15 protein-coding genes and 2 tRNA genes are annotated in these 17,878 nt (G+C 45.0%); 15 read left to right on the top strand and 2 right to left on the bottom strand.

The genetic code is table 11. The features are described from left to right. Positions 1-20: 20 nt before the first annotated feature. From AB4323_RS15745 to AB4323_RS15735, 3 genes are all read left to right on the top strand, one after another. Positions 21-97, top strand: a tRNA-Met gene (locus tag AB4323_RS15745). Positions 98-152: 55 nt separating this feature from the next. Beyond that, positions 153-237, top strand: a tRNA-Leu gene (locus AB4323_RS15740). 158 nt (positions 238-395) lie between these two features. Continuing rightward, positions 396-1,442: a lactonase family protein gene (locus tag AB4323_RS15735; RefSeq protein WP_017071286.1), complete on the top strand. Its 1,047-nt coding sequence runs from the start codon at positions 396-398 to the stop codon at positions 1,440-1,442. Between the two features lie 68 nt (positions 1,443-1,510). On the opposite strand, the gene AB4323_RS15730 is transcribed toward AB4323_RS15735, so the two are convergent. Continuing rightward, on the bottom strand, positions 1,511-2,686 hold the full coding sequence (locus AB4323_RS15730; protein ID WP_372152850.1) for a 2-octaprenyl-3-methyl-6-methoxy-1,4-benzoquinol hydroxylase: 1,176 nt from the start codon (positions 2,684-2,686) through the stop codon (positions 1,511-1,513). Positions 2,687-2,994: 308 nt separating this feature from the next. On the opposite strand from AB4323_RS15730, the gene miaB reads away from it, so the two are divergent. From miaB to lnt, 5 genes are all read left to right on the top strand, one after another. Next, on the top strand, positions 2,995-4,419 hold the full coding sequence (gene miaB / locus AB4323_RS15725; RefSeq protein ID WP_017064168.1) for a tRNA (N6-isopentenyl adenosine(37)-C2)-methylthiotransferase MiaB: 1,425 nt from the start codon (positions 2,995-2,997) through the stop codon (positions 4,417-4,419). Between the two features lie 163 nt (positions 4,420-4,582). After that, positions 4,583-5,704, top strand: coding sequence for a PhoH family protein (locus tag AB4323_RS15720; RefSeq protein ID WP_017064169.1), 1,122 nt, complete (start codon positions 4,583-4,585; stop codon positions 5,702-5,704). Continuing rightward, on the top strand, positions 5,705-6,166 hold the full coding sequence (gene ybeY, locus AB4323_RS15715; protein ID WP_012603383.1) for an rRNA maturation RNase YbeY: 462 nt from the start codon (positions 5,705-5,707) through the stop codon (positions 6,164-6,166). Positions 6,167-6,286: 120 nt separating this feature from the next. After that, positions 6,287-7,177 carry a CNNM family magnesium/cobalt transport protein CorC gene (gene corC, locus AB4323_RS15710; protein WP_012603382.1) on the top strand — a complete coding sequence of 297 codons (891 nt, stop codon included), beginning with the start codon at positions 6,287-6,289 and terminating at the stop codon, positions 7,175-7,177. 32 nt (positions 7,178-7,209) lie between these two features. Next, complete coding sequence (gene lnt / locus AB4323_RS15705; protein ID WP_017064170.1) at positions 7,210-8,727, top strand: apolipoprotein N-acyltransferase; 1,518 nt, start codon at positions 7,210-7,212, stop codon at positions 8,725-8,727. A 90-nt stretch (positions 8,728-8,817) separates the two neighbouring features. On the opposite strand, the gene AB4323_RS15700 is transcribed toward lnt, so the two are convergent. Next, positions 8,818-9,288, bottom strand: coding sequence for a zinc ribbon-containing protein (locus AB4323_RS15700; protein ID WP_017062329.1), 471 nt, complete (start codon positions 9,286-9,288; stop codon positions 8,818-8,820). A gap of 263 nt (positions 9,289-9,551) precedes the next feature. Here AB4323_RS15700 and leuS point away from each other — a divergent pair, with 263 nt between their 5' ends. The 7 genes from leuS (at position 9,552) to rodA (ending at position 17,875) form a co-directional block, all read left to right on the top strand. Continuing rightward, the gene (leuS, locus tag AB4323_RS15695; protein WP_372152848.1) at positions 9,552-12,128 is read left to right on the top strand and encodes a leucine--tRNA ligase; all 2,577 of its coding nucleotides are present in this window, start codon (positions 9,552-9,554) and stop codon (positions 12,126-12,128) included. Positions 12,129-12,307: 179 nt separating this feature from the next. Next, positions 12,308-12,961, top strand: coding sequence for an LPS assembly lipoprotein LptE (gene lptE / locus AB4323_RS15690; RefSeq protein WP_017067144.1), 654 nt, complete (start codon positions 12,308-12,310; stop codon positions 12,959-12,961). 12 nt (positions 12,962-12,973) lie between these two features. Next, the gene (gene holA / locus AB4323_RS15685) at positions 12,974-13,999 is read left to right on the top strand and encodes a DNA polymerase III subunit delta (protein WP_017067143.1); all 1,026 of its coding nucleotides are present in this window, start codon (positions 12,974-12,976) and stop codon (positions 13,997-13,999) included. Positions 14,000-14,063: 64 nt separating this feature from the next. Then, positions 14,064-14,381: a ribosome silencing factor gene (rsfS, locus tag AB4323_RS15680; RefSeq protein ID WP_017067142.1), complete on the top strand. Its 318-nt coding sequence runs from the start codon at positions 14,064-14,066 to the stop codon at positions 14,379-14,381. Between the two features lie 3 nt (positions 14,382-14,384). Further along, a complete protein-coding gene (gene rlmH, locus AB4323_RS15675) occupies positions 14,385-14,855 on the top strand; it encodes a 23S rRNA (pseudouridine(1915)-N(3))-methyltransferase RlmH (RefSeq protein WP_004735246.1) in 471 nt (156 codons plus the stop codon). A 6-nt stretch (positions 14,856-14,861) separates the two neighbouring features. Next, positions 14,862-16,754: a penicillin-binding protein 2 gene (mrdA, locus tag AB4323_RS15670; protein ID WP_017062333.1), complete on the top strand. Its 1,893-nt coding sequence runs from the start codon at positions 14,862-14,864 to the stop codon at positions 16,752-16,754. Beyond that, positions 16,754-17,875, top strand: a complete 1,122-nt coding sequence (gene rodA, locus AB4323_RS15665; protein ID WP_017062334.1) for a rod shape-determining protein RodA — start codon at positions 16,754-16,756, stop codon at positions 17,873-17,875. Before mrdA ends, rodA begins: the two co-directional genes overlap by 1 nt. Positions 17,876-17,878 lie beyond the last annotated feature (3 nt).

Here is a 17,878-nt window from a genome sequence, read left to right as displayed (position 1 = left end):
AATCGATTAGATTTATTATTGGCTACTTAGCTCAGTTGGTTAGAGCACATCACTCATAATGATGGGGTCGCAGGTTCAAATCCCGCAGTAGCCACCACTTATACAACGTTTTATTGAATCACCAATATTCAGTATGACTATAAAGATTTGCTGCGGTCGTGGCGGAATTGGTAGACGCACCAGATTTAGGTTCTGGCGCCGAGAGGTGTGAGAGTTCAAGTCTCTCCGACCGCACCATTATTAAATAGAACCCAGCTTTTTAGCTGGGTTTTGTTTTATCTGGAATATGCAAATCTGCTAGCCAAGTCACCAAGTATTCTCTTCTATAACCTCACTTTTAATACGATTTTATAAGACAATGTCAGCTCCATTTTCTAATTGAGTATGACTAGCCTATGAAACCCCTCCCCTTAACGATCGGTTGCTACACAGATACACCAAGTAAAAGCCAAGGTGTTTATCAAACTCAGTTAGATCTAGAAACAGGAAAACTATTACCTCTAGAGCTGATCATCAAATGTACTAACCCCTCTTTTATTACTGTAACAAAGACTGGGATCTATACTGCATCGGAAGTGGACCAGCAAAAACAGCCCCAGCTCATTCATATACCTAATGTTGATTCACAGCTAACACACAATACAAGCCTCATCTCGGGAGATCACCCTTGTCACGTCGCGATAGATCCACACAATAAGTTTGCTATCACGTCGCAATACTCATCAGGCACATTCGATATTTTTAGCTTAAGTATCAACGGCAGCATCGATAAACGACTCAAAACAATCCAGATGGTTGGTTCCGGGCCAAACAAAGAGAGACAAACTAGCCCACACGCCCATCAATGCCTGTTCTTACAAAACTCACCACAGTTTGTGACTGTCGATCTCGGCACCGATCGCATCAACTTCTATTGCTTTGATGAAGAGCAAGAAGAGTTCCTTGATGAGCCAATGCAGTCTATTAAGGTGCCCGCCGGCAATGGACCTCGCCATTTAATCTTTAACAAAGCTGAAGACAGAGCCTATGTGGTCTGTGAACTCTCTGAAACGTTGCTGACTTTGGAAAAGGTTTTAGGCATTTGGAATGTAGTGGAAGAGATTGATGCATTGCCTAATATGGAGAAGGGAGAAGCCGCAGCTGCGATTAAGCTATCGCCTGATGAGCAATTCCTTTATGTGTCATGTCGACACCAATCAAGAATCAGTAGCTTCAAAATCGACTCTGAGACTCAAAGGCTGACTTTCATTGATAGCTACGACACTGAAGGCAAATTCCCAAGAGACTTCCATATAACGAACGATGGGAAATGGCTTATCGCCGCCAACCAGCACTCCAACAACATCACCTCATTCAAGCGAGATAATGAAGATGGGTCTTTGGTTTATACAGGGTACTCTTTAGAGATCGATGCACCGGTTTGTGTGACGCAACAGCGATAGTAGTCATCTGATACAAAAAAGGAGAGCATTCGCTCTCCTTCTTTTCATAAGCAGTCTTAAACGCTCAATTAGAGACCCAAAGCGTATTTCAATACTTGAGCTTTAATCGGGCCTGAATTTTCAGCTAGTTTTAGAGCAGCATTACGTACAAATTTCAGTGGGCCAATGTCGTTGCTGAATGTCTTGTAGAAGAAATCCATGCCACTTTGCATCATTAGATTGTCGCCTCTTCTTATCACTTCATAGCGTCTTGCTACAGACTGGTTCAATTCACCCTTTTCTTTGGTGACATCCAGCAGTACTGATACATCTTTGAAGCCTAAGTTAACACCCTGCCCAGCCAAAGGGTTGATGGTATGCGCAGAGTCTCCGACCAAAATACAGTTATTCTTCGAGTATGATTGAGCATGACGTCGTGTCAGAGGAAAAGAACCCGAATTCAAGACTTTGATATCACCTAACTCTTTAGGAAAGTGAGTAAGTACTTCGTTACGTAGTTTTTCAGGGGCCATTGCTGACAGTTGCTTAATACGCAGTGGAGAATCATACCAAACTAACGAGCCCAGCCCGACTTCTTGACCGTCAGAGGTTAGAGAACACAAAGGCAAAAATGAACGAGGGCCACTTGGTAGAAATTGCTGCCAAGTAATATCTTGCTGAGGTTGTTCTGTTTCTACATTGATAAGCATACAGTGTTGTCGATAATCCCAAGCCGTGATGCCAATTCCAGCTTGTTGGCGAACGGCTGAATTCGCACCATCAGCACCAACCACCCACTTCGCAGACAACTCAGCCCCTGATTGAAGCTTTACGATATTGATTTCACCAAACTCAATCACATCGAGCTTTTCTGGGCATAACAGTTCGAGATTGTCGTAGGCATCAAATTGAGACCATAAGCCTAATTGAATGAGTCTGTTCTCAACGATATAGCCCAAACGAGGAAGGTCTAGTGAGGCAGCATCAAATCGAGTACGACACTCTGGGTGCTCCCACGTCTCTAAACGTTTATAAGAACACACTCGCATTGCTGCAATACTTTGCCATGCACCAAGATCTTCAAGCAAATCGACCGATGCTTGAGAAATCGCTGACACACGAATGTCCATCGCTTGCGATTCATCAAAAGCTTGTGGGGCAAAACCATCGATCACCGCAACACTCAGACCTTGCTTTGCAAAACCGATTGCTGTTGCTGCGCCAACCATGCCGCCACCGACTACTACAATATCGTAACTGTTCATATTTCGTACTTATCAGTTTGATTCTTTGACTGTTTTTGATTGTACTTTTTCATAACTAACTTGTAACCAAAAACCTTATTCGAAAAAAGGGTTATCCCTTATGGCATATGGCGTTAACGATAATAAAAACCACTACATAAGAGATTTGTTCAGACTACTAGTCAGTCGGTTTTGAAACCAGTACAATACGCCGCTTGCCGCTAGAGCCTGTCATAAAATTGAATACCGAATTATGACAAACGGGGCTAGCGGATGAATAATGGGCGATTTGCTCCCTTAAATTAAACTAACGATCGAGCGAACATATAATGAGTAAGAAACTGCTAATTAAAACTTGGGGCTGTCAGATGAATGAATATGATTCATCAAAAATGGCCGACCTGCTTAACGCTGCAAATGGCTATGAGCTAACTGAAGTACCTGAGGAAGCAGACGTACTACTATTGAATACTTGTTCTATCCGCGAAAAAGCGCAAGAAAAAGTATTCCACCAGCTTGGTCGTTGGAAAACGCTTAAAGATAAAAAAGAAGGTGTGGTGATCGGTGTGGGTGGCTGTGTAGCGACTCAAGAAGGTGATCACATTCGTCAACGTGCACCTTACGTAGACGTTATCTTTGGCCCACAAACATTACACCGTTTGCCAGAGATGATTAAATCATCACTGTCTAACGAAAAGCCAGTAATGGATATCTCTTTCCCAGAGATCGAAAAGTTCGATAACCTGCCAGAGCCAAAAGCTGAAGGCGCGACGGCGTTCGTTTCTATCATGGAAGGTTGTTCTAAATACTGTACTTACTGCGTTGTACCATACACACGTGGCGAAGAAGTTAGCCGTCCAATGGATGATGTACTTTTCGAAGTTGCTCAACTTGCAGAGCAAGGCGTACGTGAAGTTAACCTGCTAGGTCAAAACGTAAACGCATACCGCGGTCCAACACACGAAGGCGATATCTGTTCATTCGCAGAACTGCTTCGTCTTGTTGCTTCTATCGACGGTATCGACCGTATTCGTTTCACAACAAGCCACCCGCTTGAGTTTGGTGACGACATCATTGAAGTTTACAAAGACACACCAGAGCTAGTGAGCTTCCTTCACCTACCAGTACAAAGTGGTAGTGACCGTATTCTTACGATGATGAAGCGCCCACATACGGCTATCGAGTACAAATCTATTATCCGTAAACTGCGTAAAGCTCGCCCTGACATTCAAATCAGCTCTGACTTTATTGTTGGTTTCCCTGGTGAGTCTAAGCAAGACTTCCAAGATACAATGAAGCTAATTAAAGACGTTGATTTCGATATGAGCTTCAGCTTTGTTTTCTCTCCACGTCCAGGTACGCCAGCGGCAGATTACCCATGTGATGTACCAGCACAAGAGAAGAAAGATCGTCTGTACGAACTGCAGCAAACGGTAAACACACAAGCTATGCGTTTCTCTCGTCTAATGTTAGGCACAGAGCAACGTATCCTTGTTGAAGGCCCATCAAGAAAGAACCTAATGGAACTTCGCGGCCGTACTGAAAACAGCCGCGTAGTGAACTTCGAAGGTTCTGCTGACCTTATCGGCCAGTTCGTAGACGTGAAAATCACAGAAGTATTTGCTAACTCACTCCGTGGTGAAATAGTACGTACTGAGAAAGACATGGATCTTCGCAGCGTGATCTCGCCGACTCAAATGATGGCGAACACAAAACGCGAAGACGAGCTAGGTGTAGCGACATTTACGCCATAGGCAATACAACTGTTTGAGCACAAAGCGCAAACACAAAGCTTGAAATTACCTAACTAAGTGACCATCTTAGAAATAGGGATATCACCATCAGAAGCCCGGTCTAAATCGGGCTTTTTGCTCTTTGTTTTATTTAAGAGTGAGTGGCACAAAATGAGAGGCTAATTTGAGCAATAAAATCGTTACCTTAGAGATAAATCTAGAACCAGCAGACAACAAGCGCTTGGCAAGTTTATGCGGACCATTTGACGACAACATCAAGCATCTTGAGCGTCGTCTGGGCGTTGAGATTAATTACCGTAGCAACTTTTTCACCATTGTTGGTAAGCCTCACACTACAGCCGCAGCTTTAGACATCATCAAACACCTCTATGTTGAAACGGCTCCAGTTAAAGGCAACATAATCGATATCGAACCAGAGCAAATACATCTGGCGATCACCGAGTCAGGCATTTTGGAGCAACACGTCGAGTCTGAAATTGACTACGGCAAAGAAGTGACCATTAAGACTAAAAAAGGCGTCATCAAACCTCGAACGCCAAACCAAGCACAGTACCTAATGAACATGGTGACTCATGACATCACCTTTGGTATTGGGCCAGCAGGTACAGGTAAAACCTACTTAGCCGTTGCTGCAGCAGTTGATGCACTTGAACGCCAAGAGGTTCGCCGAATCCTACTGACTCGTCCTGCTGTTGAAGCCGGTGAGAAGCTTGGTTTCCTACCGGGTGATTTAAGCCAAAAAGTAGACCCATATTTACGTCCACTTTACGATGCGCTGTTTGAGATGCTTGGCTTTGAGCGAGTTGAGAAGCTGATTGAACGTAACGTAATTGAAGTTGCGCCACTGGCTTACATGCGTGGTCGTACATTGAATGATGCGTTTATCATTCTTGATGAGAGCCAAAACACCACGGTAGAACAGATGAAGATGTTCTTAACCCGTATCGGTTTTAACTCACGCGCTGTGATCACAGGTGATATTACGCAAATCGATTTACCTCGTGGTGCAAAATCAGGCTTACGCCATGCGACTGAAGTGCTCAATGAAGTCGACGACATTAGCTTTAACTTCTTCATGTCTGAAGACGTCGTTCGTCACCCTGTAGTTGCTCGTATCGTCAACGCATACGAGAAGTGGGAAGCAAAAGACCAGAAAGAGCGCAAAGAGTTTGAAAAGCGTAAACGTGAAGAGCGTGAAGCCAAACTTCTTGAGGCTCAGCAGGTAGTTACGACACAATTAGCAACACAAAATAGCTCTGTAATTGCAGAACAAGGTGATAAATAGATGTCTATTGAACTAGACCTGCAATTAGCGGTCGAAAATGAGCAAGGTCTTCCAACTGAGCAAGATATTCAGCTTTGGTTGGACAAGACAATTCCTCAGTTTCAAGAGAACGCTGAGTTGACGGTTCGTATCGTTGATACACAAGAAAGCCACCAGCTCAATCATGAATATCGTGGCAAAGATAAGCCAACTAACGTGTTGTCTTTTCCATTCGAGGCTCCTCCAGGGATCGAGTTAGATCTACTGGGCGACCTCATTATCTGCCGCCAAGTTGTCGAAAAAGAAGCAGAAGAGCAAAGTAAGCCTCTGCTAGCACACTGGGCTCATATGGTTGTACATGGCAGTCTGCATCTGCTAGGTTATGATCATATCGAAGATGATGAAGCTGAAGAGATGGAGTCACTCGAGACAGAAATCATGCAATCTATGGGGTTTGAAGACCCTTACATTCTAGAAAAGTAAATTGATTCTAGTAAAGTAGGTTGCAGAGAAACAATAACTCATCGAACCTGTGATTTTCACAGGAATCTGAGTTGTAACGTGTGCTATCACACTTCTGATAGCGTTATTTTTTGAGAAATCATGAACGAAGGTAACCCCCCCACTTCTGAGGGAAGTAAAAAATCTGAAGGTCCGAGTAGAAAGTCCTTCTTTGAACGCCTAGGCCAACTATTTCAAGGTGAAGTAAAAGATCGCCAAGAGCTCGTAGATGTAATCCGCGACTCAGAAATTAATGACCTAATTGACCACGACACACGCGACATGCTCGAGGGTGTTATGGAAATTTCAGAGATGCGAGTACGCGATATCATGCTGCCTCGCTCTCAAATGGTTACAGTTGAACGCACAGATGATCTAGATACATTGATTGCGCTCATTACTGATGCTCAACACTCTCGCTACCCAGTGATCAGTGAAGATAAAGACCATGTTGAAGGCATTCTATTAGCGAAGGACCTACTTAAGTATTTGGGTTCAGAAAGTGCTCCATTTGATATCGAACAAGTGATTCGCCCTGTCGTGGTTGTTCCTGAAAGTAAGCGAGTTGATCGCCTGCTTAAAGAGTTCCAAGAAGAGCGTTACCACATGTCTATCGTTGTCGATGAGTTTGGTGGAGTTTCTGGCCTGGTAACCATTGAAGATATCCTCGAAGAAATCGTTGGTGAAATTGAAGACGAGTTCGACGATGAAGAAGAGCTAGATATTCGTAAGCTGAGTAAGCATACCTTCTCTGTAAAAGCTTTAACCACTATTGAAGAGTTCAACGATACGTTTAACACTGCCTTTAGTGACGACGAAGTGGATACGGTAGGCGGCATGGTTATGACAGCACTCGGCCACCTGCCGGTTCGTGGCGAAATTGTAGAAATCGAAAACTACCATTTCAAAATAACATCAGCAGATAACCGTCGTGTGATTCAGCTACAGGTAACCATTCCTGACGAACAGCCTCTTCCGACTATCGAAGAATAACAACTTCTCTCTAAAGAGATGACAGAAATTAGATGACTAACACCTTTATTCATCGCCTATTACGGCCGCTTGCGGCCGTTTTTGTTGGCGCTATAACCACCCTTTCATTCGCTCCATACTCTATATGGCCTCTTGCTATTCTCAGCCCAGCTTTGTTGCTGTTACTGATCCACAACCGCTCTCCTAAAAGTGCGCTTTGGATTGGCTACGCATGGGGTTTAGGTCAATTCACCACAGGTATCAGCTGGGTATACGTCAGCATTGATGGTTTTGGCGGCATGCCACTGGCAGCCAACCTATTTTTGATGGCATTGCTTGTTGGCTACCTAGCCGTTTATTCAGGGCTATTTACCTGGGGTTTGAATAAATTCTTCCCTGCCAATAACCTAAGCCGCTTTTTCCTTGCAGCTCCTGCATTCTGGCTAGTCTGTGATTGGCTGCGTGGCTGGGTAATGACGGGCTTCCCTTGGCTTTGGTTAGGCTACAGCCAAATCGATTCGCCATTGGGTTCATTTGCACCGATTGGCGGCGTAGAGCTAGTAACTTTAGCGATCATTGTTTCAGCCTCTGCATTCACTTATGCGATTGTTAACCGGGCTTGGAGCATCGCTCTCATTCCCGCCGTCGTATTTAGTGCAGGCTTTGGTATTCGCAACATCGACTGGGTCACGCCGAACCCTGAAAAAACCACGTCAGTCGTCTTGATACAAGGCAACGTCGATCAAGACAGTAAATGGCTACCGAGTCATCGCTGGCCAACCATGATGAAGTACACCGACCTAAGCAGAGAAAACTGGGGAGCGGATATCATCATCTGGCCTGAAGCGGCTATTCCAGCATTCGAAGTTGAGATCCCATCTTTCCTACGTAACTTGGATAGCGCAGCGAAGATGAACAACAGTTCGATCATTACCGGTGTGCTGAATCAGTCTGAAGATAAGAAATACTACAACAGTGTTCTTTCTCTCGGTGTGAATCCATACGGTGAGTACAGCTACGATCCAGACGAACGCTACCATAAACACCACCTGTTACCATTTGGTGAGTTTGTGCCGTTTGAAGATATCTTGCGTCCATTAGCACCTTTCTTTAACTTGCCAATGTCATCATTTAGCCGTGGCGACTTTGTTCAACCAAACATAGTGGCAAATGGTCGTCACTTAGCGCCGGCACTGTGTTATGAGATCATCTTTAATGATCAAGTTAGACAGAACGTAACCGACGAGACTGACTTTATTTTAACGCTCTCTAACGATGCGTGGTTTGGTCGTTCGATTGGCCCTCTGCAACATATGGAAATTGCACAGATGCGTGCTCTGGAGCTTGGTAAGCCGGTTATTCGCTCGACCAACAACGGTGTGACGGCAGTTACTGATTACAAAGGCAATATAATCAAGCAAGTGCCTCAGTTTGAAACGGCAGTGTTAAAAGCTGAACTCATTTCAACGGATGGTCAAACGCCTTATCACACAGTAGGTACTTGGCCACTGTATATCTGGGCGATGCTCAGCTTGGTGATTGGTTGGGTAATTAGAAAGCCAAAAAGCTAGATTCGACGAAAAGTGATTTGAGGGTTGACTGATCGGGTCAACCCTTTTTCATTGCTGTGGTTTTGCGTTGATACGCTATGGTTCAGAAGCTTACGGTTTAAGGGCTTTACGACTAAACCCTTTAGAACCACATTTAATGCATGGAATGATATTGGTTGGGTGGTTATATTCGGTTTGGTGACCACACTCGTCACATACTAAGGTTCCCAAGCCAATGACTTCACCCGCTTGATACAAGCCTTGGTGTTCTAAGTCTTGGAACAGTTCAACCCATTCCACCTTAGTACGATCAGTAATATCCAACAGCCCTTGCCAAATAGAGTCCGCAATCATCAAATAGAATGGACCGCTTTTACTCTCTTCATAGCTTTCGGAAAACTCTTTTAAGTCCGACTTCACGTAGGCAGAGATCAATGAAAGCTCATCTTTAGTCATATCATTAGCTGCTTTCGCAAACTTGCCCGACGTTTCGATTTTGTTGTTGAGCTCTTCAGGGCTATGCTTCAGCGTTTCAATCACCTCTTCGACGACTTCTTCATAGAGCGCTTTTTTCTTCGGCATAACAACCTCCTTAAGATAACCAACTTTTACGCGTGCAAACGGATGTGTCGCAATGCACTCCCGCTCACAAACAAATGCAATTCATACTCTTAAGTATAGTTGCCCAGCGAAATTCAGTGAAAATTACGCCATCTACTAGGCAGCAACTGCAAGTATGAAGGGTATAACTATTGTTGTACTAGGCTCCTTTAGGTATTCTATGACGATCTGTAAGATTCTGTTCTAACCGAACTCACAAATTCCAAGATAACCGGATACCATCGATGCAAGAACAATATAACCCGCAAGAGATTGAACAAAAGGTTCAACAACACTGGGATAACAGCGAGACTTTCGTTGTAAGTGAAGACCCAAACAAAGAAAAATTCTACTGTCTTTCTATGTTCCCTTACCCAAGTGGCCGACTGCACATGGGTCACGTGCGTAACTACACCATCGGTGATGTGGTATCTCGTTTCCAACGCCTACAAGGTAAAAACGTAATGCAGCCAATTGGTTGGGATGCATTCGGCCTACCAGCAGAAAACGCAGCGGTTAAAAACAACACAGCGCCTGCACCTTGGACTTACGAAAACATTGAGTACATGAAAAACCAGCTGAAGCTTTTAGGCTTTGGTTACGACTGGAACCGTGAATTCGCAACGTGTACACCTGAGTACTACCGTTGGGAGCAAGAGTTCTTCACTAAGCTTTACGAAAAAGGCCTAGTGTACAAGAAGACGTCTTCTGTGAACTGGTGTCCAAACGACCAAACGGTACTGGCAAACGAGCAAGTAGAAGATGGTTGCTGCTGGCGTTGTGATACTCCAGTAGAACAAAAGAAGATTCCACAGTGGTTTATCAAAATCACTGAGTACGCTCAAGAGCTACTAGATGATCTAGATAACCTTGATGGTTGGCCTGAAATGGTTAAGACCATGCAACGCAACTGGATCGGTCGCTCTGAAGGTGTTGAGCTATCTTTCACTGTTAACGGTGAAGAAGCTCCATTAGAAGTTTACACAACTCGTCCAGATACACTAATGGGTGTTTCTTACGTTGGTATCGCTGCAGGTCACCCTCTTGCAGAGAAAGCATCGAAGAACAACCCTGAGCTTGCTGCATTCGTTGACGAATGTCGCAACACCAAAGTTGCTGAAGCTGAACTGGCAACGATGGAAAAGAAAGGTATGGATACTGGCCTAACGGCTATCCACCCTCTTAACGGCCGTGTTGTTCCTGTTTACGTAGCTAACTTCGTTCTTATGGATTACGGCACAGGTGCGGTAATGGCAGTTCCTGCTCACGATCAACGTGACTACGAATTCGCAACTAAGTACGGCATCGATATCATCCCAGTAATTAAACCTGAAGACGGTTCTGAACTAGACGTATCTGAAGCGGCTTACACAGAGAAAGGTGTACTGTTTGATTCTGGTGAATTCGATGGTCTTGCGTTCCAAGAAGCATTCGATGCAATTGCTGCGAAGCTTGAAGCTGAAGGCAAAGGTAAGAAGACAGTAAACTTCCGTCTACGTGACTGGGGTGTATCTCGTCAACGTTACTGGGGCGCTCCAATCCCAATGGTAACCACTGAAGACGGTGAAGTTCACCCAGTACCAGCAGACCAACTGCCAGTCATTCTTCCTGAAGATGTAGTAATGGATGGCGTAACGAGCCCAATCAAGGCTGACAAGTCTTGGGCTGAAACAACATTCAACGGCGAACCCGCTCTACGTGAGACTGACACGTTCGATACGTTTATGGAGTCTTCTTGGTACTACGCACGTTATTGTTCTCCACAAGCTGATGACATTCTAGATCCAGAGAAAGCAAACTACTGGCTACCAGTTGACCAATACGTTGGTGGTATCGAGCACGCTTGTATGCACCTGCTTTACTCTCGTTTCTTCCATAAGCTTCTACGCGATGCTGGTTACGTGACGTCTGATGAACCGTTCAAGCAACTACTATGTCAAGGCATGGTTCTGGCTGACGCGTTCTATCACGAAAACGAAAAAGGCACTAAAGAGTGGATTGCTCCGACTGACGTAACGGTTGAACGTGACGGTAAAGGTCGCATCGAAAAAGCAGTCGATGATCAAGGCCGTGAAGTTGAACACTCAGGCATGATCAAAATGTCTAAGTCGAAAAACAACGGTATCGACCCACAAGAGATGGTAGACAAGTACGGTGCTGATACAGTACGTCTATTCATGATGTTTGCATCACCTGCAGACATGACGCTTGAATGGCAAGAGTCTGGCGTTGAAGGTGCTAACCGCTTCCTTAAACGTGTTTGGAAATTGGTTCACGCTCACTCTTCTAAAGGTGCCGCTGAATCTGTGGATGCTTCTGCTCTATCTGGCGACCAAAAAGCACTTCGTCGTGATATCCACAAGACTATCGCGAAAGTAACGGACGATATTGGCCGCCGCCAAACGTTCAACACGGCAATCGCTGCAATCATGGAACTGATGAACAAGCTGGCGAAAGCGCCTCAAGAATCTGTACAAGATCGTGCAATCCTTGATGAAGCGCTAAAAGCGGTAGTACGCATGCTTTACCCAATGACTCCACACATCTCTTACGAAATGTGGATTGCACTTGGTGAATCAAACGTAGACTCAGCAACATGGCCAACTTTCGATGAGAAAGCGCTAGTTGAAGACGAGAAGACTATCGTTGTTATGATCAACGGTAAGCTGCGTGCGAAGCTAACTGTGGCAGCTGATGCAACAGAAGAGCAGGTTCGTGAGCTTGGTCTGAACGATGAGAACGCTAAGAAGTTCCTAGATGGCTTAACGATCCGTAAAGTCATCTTCGTACCAGGTAAGCTTCTAAACATCGTTGCTAACTAATTTCGTTAGCACAATGCAATTGCTAAAGAATTAACGAACTTAATTCATCAAAAGCAGTCTGTAGACAGGGTAGCTAATTGCCCTGTCTACTTATTTAAGCGCTTTAGACTTGAGCCTAACCACTCAAACGAACTAAAGCCTTTAAATAAGTATTCTACCTTCATGAGAGCCATCAAATAATGCGCCTGATTTCACTATCTTCATTGAAAGTTACTGTTGTTGTTTTAACCGTCAGCCTATTAAGTGCGTGTGGTTTCCACCTACGTGGTGATTACTCCGTACCAGAAGAACTCAACAAGATCTCCGTAACCAGTTACGACCAATACAGTACGTTTACACGTATGATGAAAGGTCAACTGCGTATGAATGATGTAGAAATTGTGCCACCGGCTGAGAATACACCTAACCTGCATATTATTAGTGAGAGCGTAGGTGAGCGAACTCTGTCTCTATACCAAAACACTCGTGCAGCAGAGAAAGAACTGACATTCCGCGCTTCATACCGCGTAACTGTCCCGGATCTAGGCTCAAAGACGTTCTCAACCAGCGTAACCCGTAGTTACCTAGATAACCCGCTAACTGCACTTGCGAAGTCGGTTGAACGAGACATGATCGAAGATGAGATGCGTAAGTTGGCAACAAGCCAAATCCTTCGTCAGATGGCTCGTCTAAAAGCGAACATTGCAGCTGATAGCATGGACCTAGATGCACTAGAGCACGTTCAAGTGAAAGAACTCGAAAAGCAATACAACATCAAGAATGTTGAGATTGACGACGTTGAAATCGAACCAAGCACAGAACAACAACCAGAGCTCAGCGAATCTGCTCAATAATAGGTTTATTTGATGCGTATTTTTGCTGACCGCTTACCAGAACAGCTTGCTAAACAACTGAGCAACGTTTACCTGATCTTTGGTAATGAGCCACTGCTATTACAAGAAAGCAGAGAAGCGATTCAAAAAGCGGCTAAACAACAAGGTTTCGAGGAACGTCACCGCTTTGCGATTGATAGCAGTCTCGACTGGAATCAAGTCTACGACTGCACTCAAGCACTGAGCCTATTCTCTAGCCGTCAGGTCATCGAGCTTGAGCTGCCAGAGTCAGGCGTCAATGCCGCAATAGCGAAAGAGCTACTCGCAATCTCCGAGCATATCCACAGTGATATCTTGTTAATCTTGGTGGGCACTAAGCTCACCAAAGCTCAAGAAAGCGCTAAGTGGTTTAAGGCTCTTTCGAATCAGGGTCACTGGGTCAGTTGCCTAACGCCAGATGTCAGTCGGTTACCTCAGTTTGTCCAAGCGCGTTGCCGTCAAATCGGTTTAACGCCAGACCCTGAAGCGATTCAAATGCTGGCGCAATGGCATGAGGGTAATCTGTTTGCGCTGACCCAAAGCCTAGAAAAACTGGCTCTCCAATACCCAGATGGCAAGCTCACATTAGTACGCTTAGAAGAATCGCTGAGTCGACACAACCATTTTACTCCATTCCATTGGAGTGATGCGTTATTGGCAGGCAAAGGTAACCGAGCACAACGAATCCTGCGTCAGCTAGAAGCTGAAGGTGTCGAACCCGTCATTTTATTACGTAGCATACAACGTGAGCTTGCTCTGCTGTTAAAGATGCAGCAACAAATGAAACAGATGCCGATTGGCCAGGTTTTCGAGAAACACCGTATCTGGCAATCTAAAAAGCCTCTTTATAACGCCGCGCTAACAAGAGTTTCGATTTCTCAATTACACTCTTTGTTCGCGTTGCTCACTCAAGCTGAATTGATGACAAAAACTCAATATGAGCAGTCGCCTTGGCCACTAATTCATCAGTTAAGCGTAGAGTTTTGTATCCCTTCAGCTTCAATACCATTTCACGCATAAAAGCGTGGTATATTCTAGGGTCGACAGCCCCTAAAAAGCTAAATTCAGATTAAAGGAACACCCCGTGTTACGTGAAGAACTAAAAGATTTTCTTGCAGACAAAGCCGACGACATGAAAGCAGAATCGATTGTGACTATCGATGTAGAAGGCAAATCAAGCGTTACTGATTACATGATTGTTTGTACAGGTACCTCTAAGCGCCATGTTGCTTCTATTGCACAGCATGTTGCTGATGAAATACGTAAAGCAGGTATGCAGCCACTAGGCATGGACGGCCAGCAAGAAGGTGAATGGGTTGTTCTAGATATGGGCACAAGCATGCTTCACGTTATGCAAGAAGAACACCGTGAACTGTACCAACTAGAAAAACTTTGGGGCTAAGCTTTGAAGATCCAGTTAATCGCAGTTGGCACAAAAATGCCAAAGTGGGTTGAAGAAGGCTTTAAAGAATATAAACGCCGCTTCCCTCATGATATGCCATTAGAGCTCATTGAAATTACTGCGGGAAAGCGCGGTAAAAATGCGGATATTGCACGCATTCTTCAAAAAGAAGGCGAAGCGATGTTGGCAGCGGTTCCAAAAGGCAACCGCATTGTCACGCTTGATATCCCAGGTAAAAAGTGGGACACACCTCAACTTGCTGAGCAATTGGAAAGTTGGAAGTTGGATGGACGCGACGTTTCTATCCTTATCGGCGGGCCTGAAGGATTAGCACCTGCATGTAAAGCGGCTGCAGACCAAAGTTGGTCTCTGTCTGCGCTTACTCTCCCTCACCCATTAGTACGCGTTATCATGGCTGAAAGCTTGTATCGAGCTTGGAGCATCACTGCTAACCACCCTTATCATCGAGAATAAGCGTTAATGTTACGTAAACGTAGCCAAATCCGTGATTACAAAGCAGAAGCACGACTATTTACTAATCGTGCTTTTGTTGCGTTTGCGGGGATCATAGTCATGATATCGATGTTGGTTGTTAATCTGTACAACATTCAGGTCAATCAATATCAAGACTATAAAACCCGCTCTAACGATAACCGTATCAAGGTCGTTCCAATCGCCCCCAACCGTGGTTTGATTTATGATCGTAATGGTGTGCTTCTTGCCGAAAATCGCCCGGTTTTCAACCTAGAAATCACACCAGAAAAAATCAAAGATATGGATGACACGCTCGTCCGTCTACAAGAATTAATCGAGATCCCGCCAGAGCGCATTGAACTATTTGATCGTGATCGTCGCAATTCACGACGCTTCAAGTCAGTACCTATTCTGAATCAGCTTACCGAAGAACAAGTTGCGATCTTCTCTGTAAATCAACATAAGTTCCCAGGCGTTGAAGTTACAGGTACGCTAAAACGTTTCTACCCTTATGGTGATGTGTTAACTCACGTGATTGGCTACGTATCGCGCATCAATGACCGTGATATGCAGCGCCTGGTTCGCGAAGAGAAAGACGCCAATTACCAAGCCACTCGCGACATCGGTAAACTTGGTATTGAGCGCTACTACGAAGACATGCTTCACGGTACCGCTGGCTATCAAGAAGTCGAAGTTAACAGCCGTGGACGAGTGATCCGTACTCTAAAATTTGTACCGTCGGTTCCGGGTAAAGATATCGTGCTCAACTTGGATATCAAGCTACAACTATACGTACATAAGTTACTGGATGGCCGCCGTGGCTCAGCTATCGTTCTCGACCCGAAAGACAATGGCGTGTTAGCCATGGTATCTAGCCCAAGCTACGACCCAAATGCATTCGTACATGGTATTTCGTCTAAAGGTTATAACGCCCTGCTTCAAGACAAAGACCGCCCTTTGGTTAACCGTGCCACGCTAGGGATTTACCCACCAGCATCGACGATCAAACCCTTCATTGCTGTTGCTGCTCTGCAAGAAGGTGTTATTACACCAAACACTACGCGCAATGACCCAGGCTATTGGAAGATACCAAACTCAAAAACGAGACCATTCCGTGACTGGTTGCGTTGGGGACACGGTGTCGTGGATATAGAAAAAGCGATTGAAGAGTCGGTGGATACCTTCTTTTACCAAATTGCTTATGATCTCGGCATTGATCGCATATCCAAATGGATGATGATGTTCGGCTTTGGTGATTATACTGGCATCGATATCTACGAAGAAAGCAAAGCCAATATGCCAACTCGTGATTGGAAGATGGCAAGACACCGTGTGCCTTGGTACCAAGGTGACACCATCCCAGTTGGTATTGGCCAAGGCTACTGGACTGCAACACCCATGCAGATTGCAAAAGCCACATCAGTTTTGGTCAATGAAGGTGAAGTAACCGCACCTCACCTACTTCGTTCAACCATTGATAACGGTCGTCCATTCGATGAACAAATCATGTCGGACATTGAAACTTACCCACCGCTAACCGGGGTTAAGAAGAAGTATTGGGATATCGCTCAGGAAGGTATGAGGCTGGCTAACCACGGTAAGAAAGGTACGGCAAGACGTTCATTCCAGAAGATGTCTTACCAAACCGCTGGTAAATCGGGTACCGCACAGGTATTCGGCTTAAAAGAAGATGAAGAGTACAACGCGGATGAAATCGCAGAGCACTTACGCGATCACGCCCTCTTTACGGGTTACGCGCCTTTTGAAGATCCTGAAGCCGTCGTGACTATCGTTCTAGAGAACGCAGGTGGCGGTTCTTCTAACGGCGGCCCAGTAGTAAGAAGGATTTTAGACCATATTATCCTTGCAGAAGATTATCAAAGTGAGCCAATTAAATAATGAAACTTGATCCTTCAACTGGACGAAATAGAGCCCTATTCGAAAGGCTGCATATCGACCTGCCGCTTTTGCTTGGCATTCTGGTTTTAATGGGCTTTGCCCTGCTGATCATGTACAGCGCAAGCGGACAAAGCCTTGCGATGATGGACCGCCAGGCGATGCGCATGGCTCTGTCTTTAGGTGTGATGATCTTCCTAGCGCAAATCTCACCTCGTACTTATGAAACCTTGGCACCACTGCTATTTGTAGGTGGTGTCATCTTGCTATTGGGCGTGTTGTTCTTTGGTGAAGCCTCTAAAGGCGCCCAGCGTTGGTTAAACTTCGGCTTTGTTCGATTCCAACCGTCAGAGCTATTAAAGCTCGCGGTGCCTTTGATGCTGGCACGATTTATCGGTAAGCGCTCACTTCCACCAACATTCCAAACATTAGCGATCTCGCTAGTGATGGTGTTTGTACCGACGATTCTAATCGCAAAGCAGCCTGACCTAGGTACATCTATCCTTATCGCCGCATCAGGTATCTTCGTGATATTCCTGGCAGGAATCAGTTGGAAAATCATTGCTAGCGCCGCAATCGCGTTAGGGGCATTTATTCCAATCTTATGGTTCTTCTTGATGCGTGAATATCAAAAGGTACGTGTAAGAACCCTCTTTGATCCTGAATCAGATCCATTAGGTGCGGGTTACCACATCATTCAAAGTAAGATTGCGATAGGCTCTGGTGGTATTTCAGGAAAAGGTTGGCTGCAAGGCACTCAATCTCAACTAGAGTTTATTCCAGAGCGTCATACCGACTTCATTTTTGCGGTCATTGCCGAAGAGTGGGGCATGATTGGTATATTGTTCTTGCTTGCTATCTACTTGTTCATTATTGGACGTGGCTTAGTGCTTGCGAGCCAAGCTCAAACCGCATTCGGTCGAATGATGGGCGGAAGTATTGTACTGAGCTTCTTCGTTTATATTTTTGTAAACATTGGCATGGTAAGTGGCATTCTACCTGTAGTTGGTGTTCCTCTTCCTCTAGTCAGTTATGGCGGTACTTCAATGGTTACCCTTATGGCTGGTTTTGGTATTTTAATGTCGATACATACACACAGAAAAGCATTCTCAAAGGCGACCTAATCG

It is taken from the genome of Vibrio sp. 10N.261.52.C11, from assembly GCF_041471405.1.
Taxonomy (GTDB): domain Bacteria; phylum Pseudomonadota; class Gammaproteobacteria; order Enterobacterales; family Vibrionaceae; genus Vibrio; species Vibrio crassostreae_C.
Note: the sequence above shows the minus strand (reverse complement) of the source record. Positions and strands in the feature narration are given on the sequence as shown.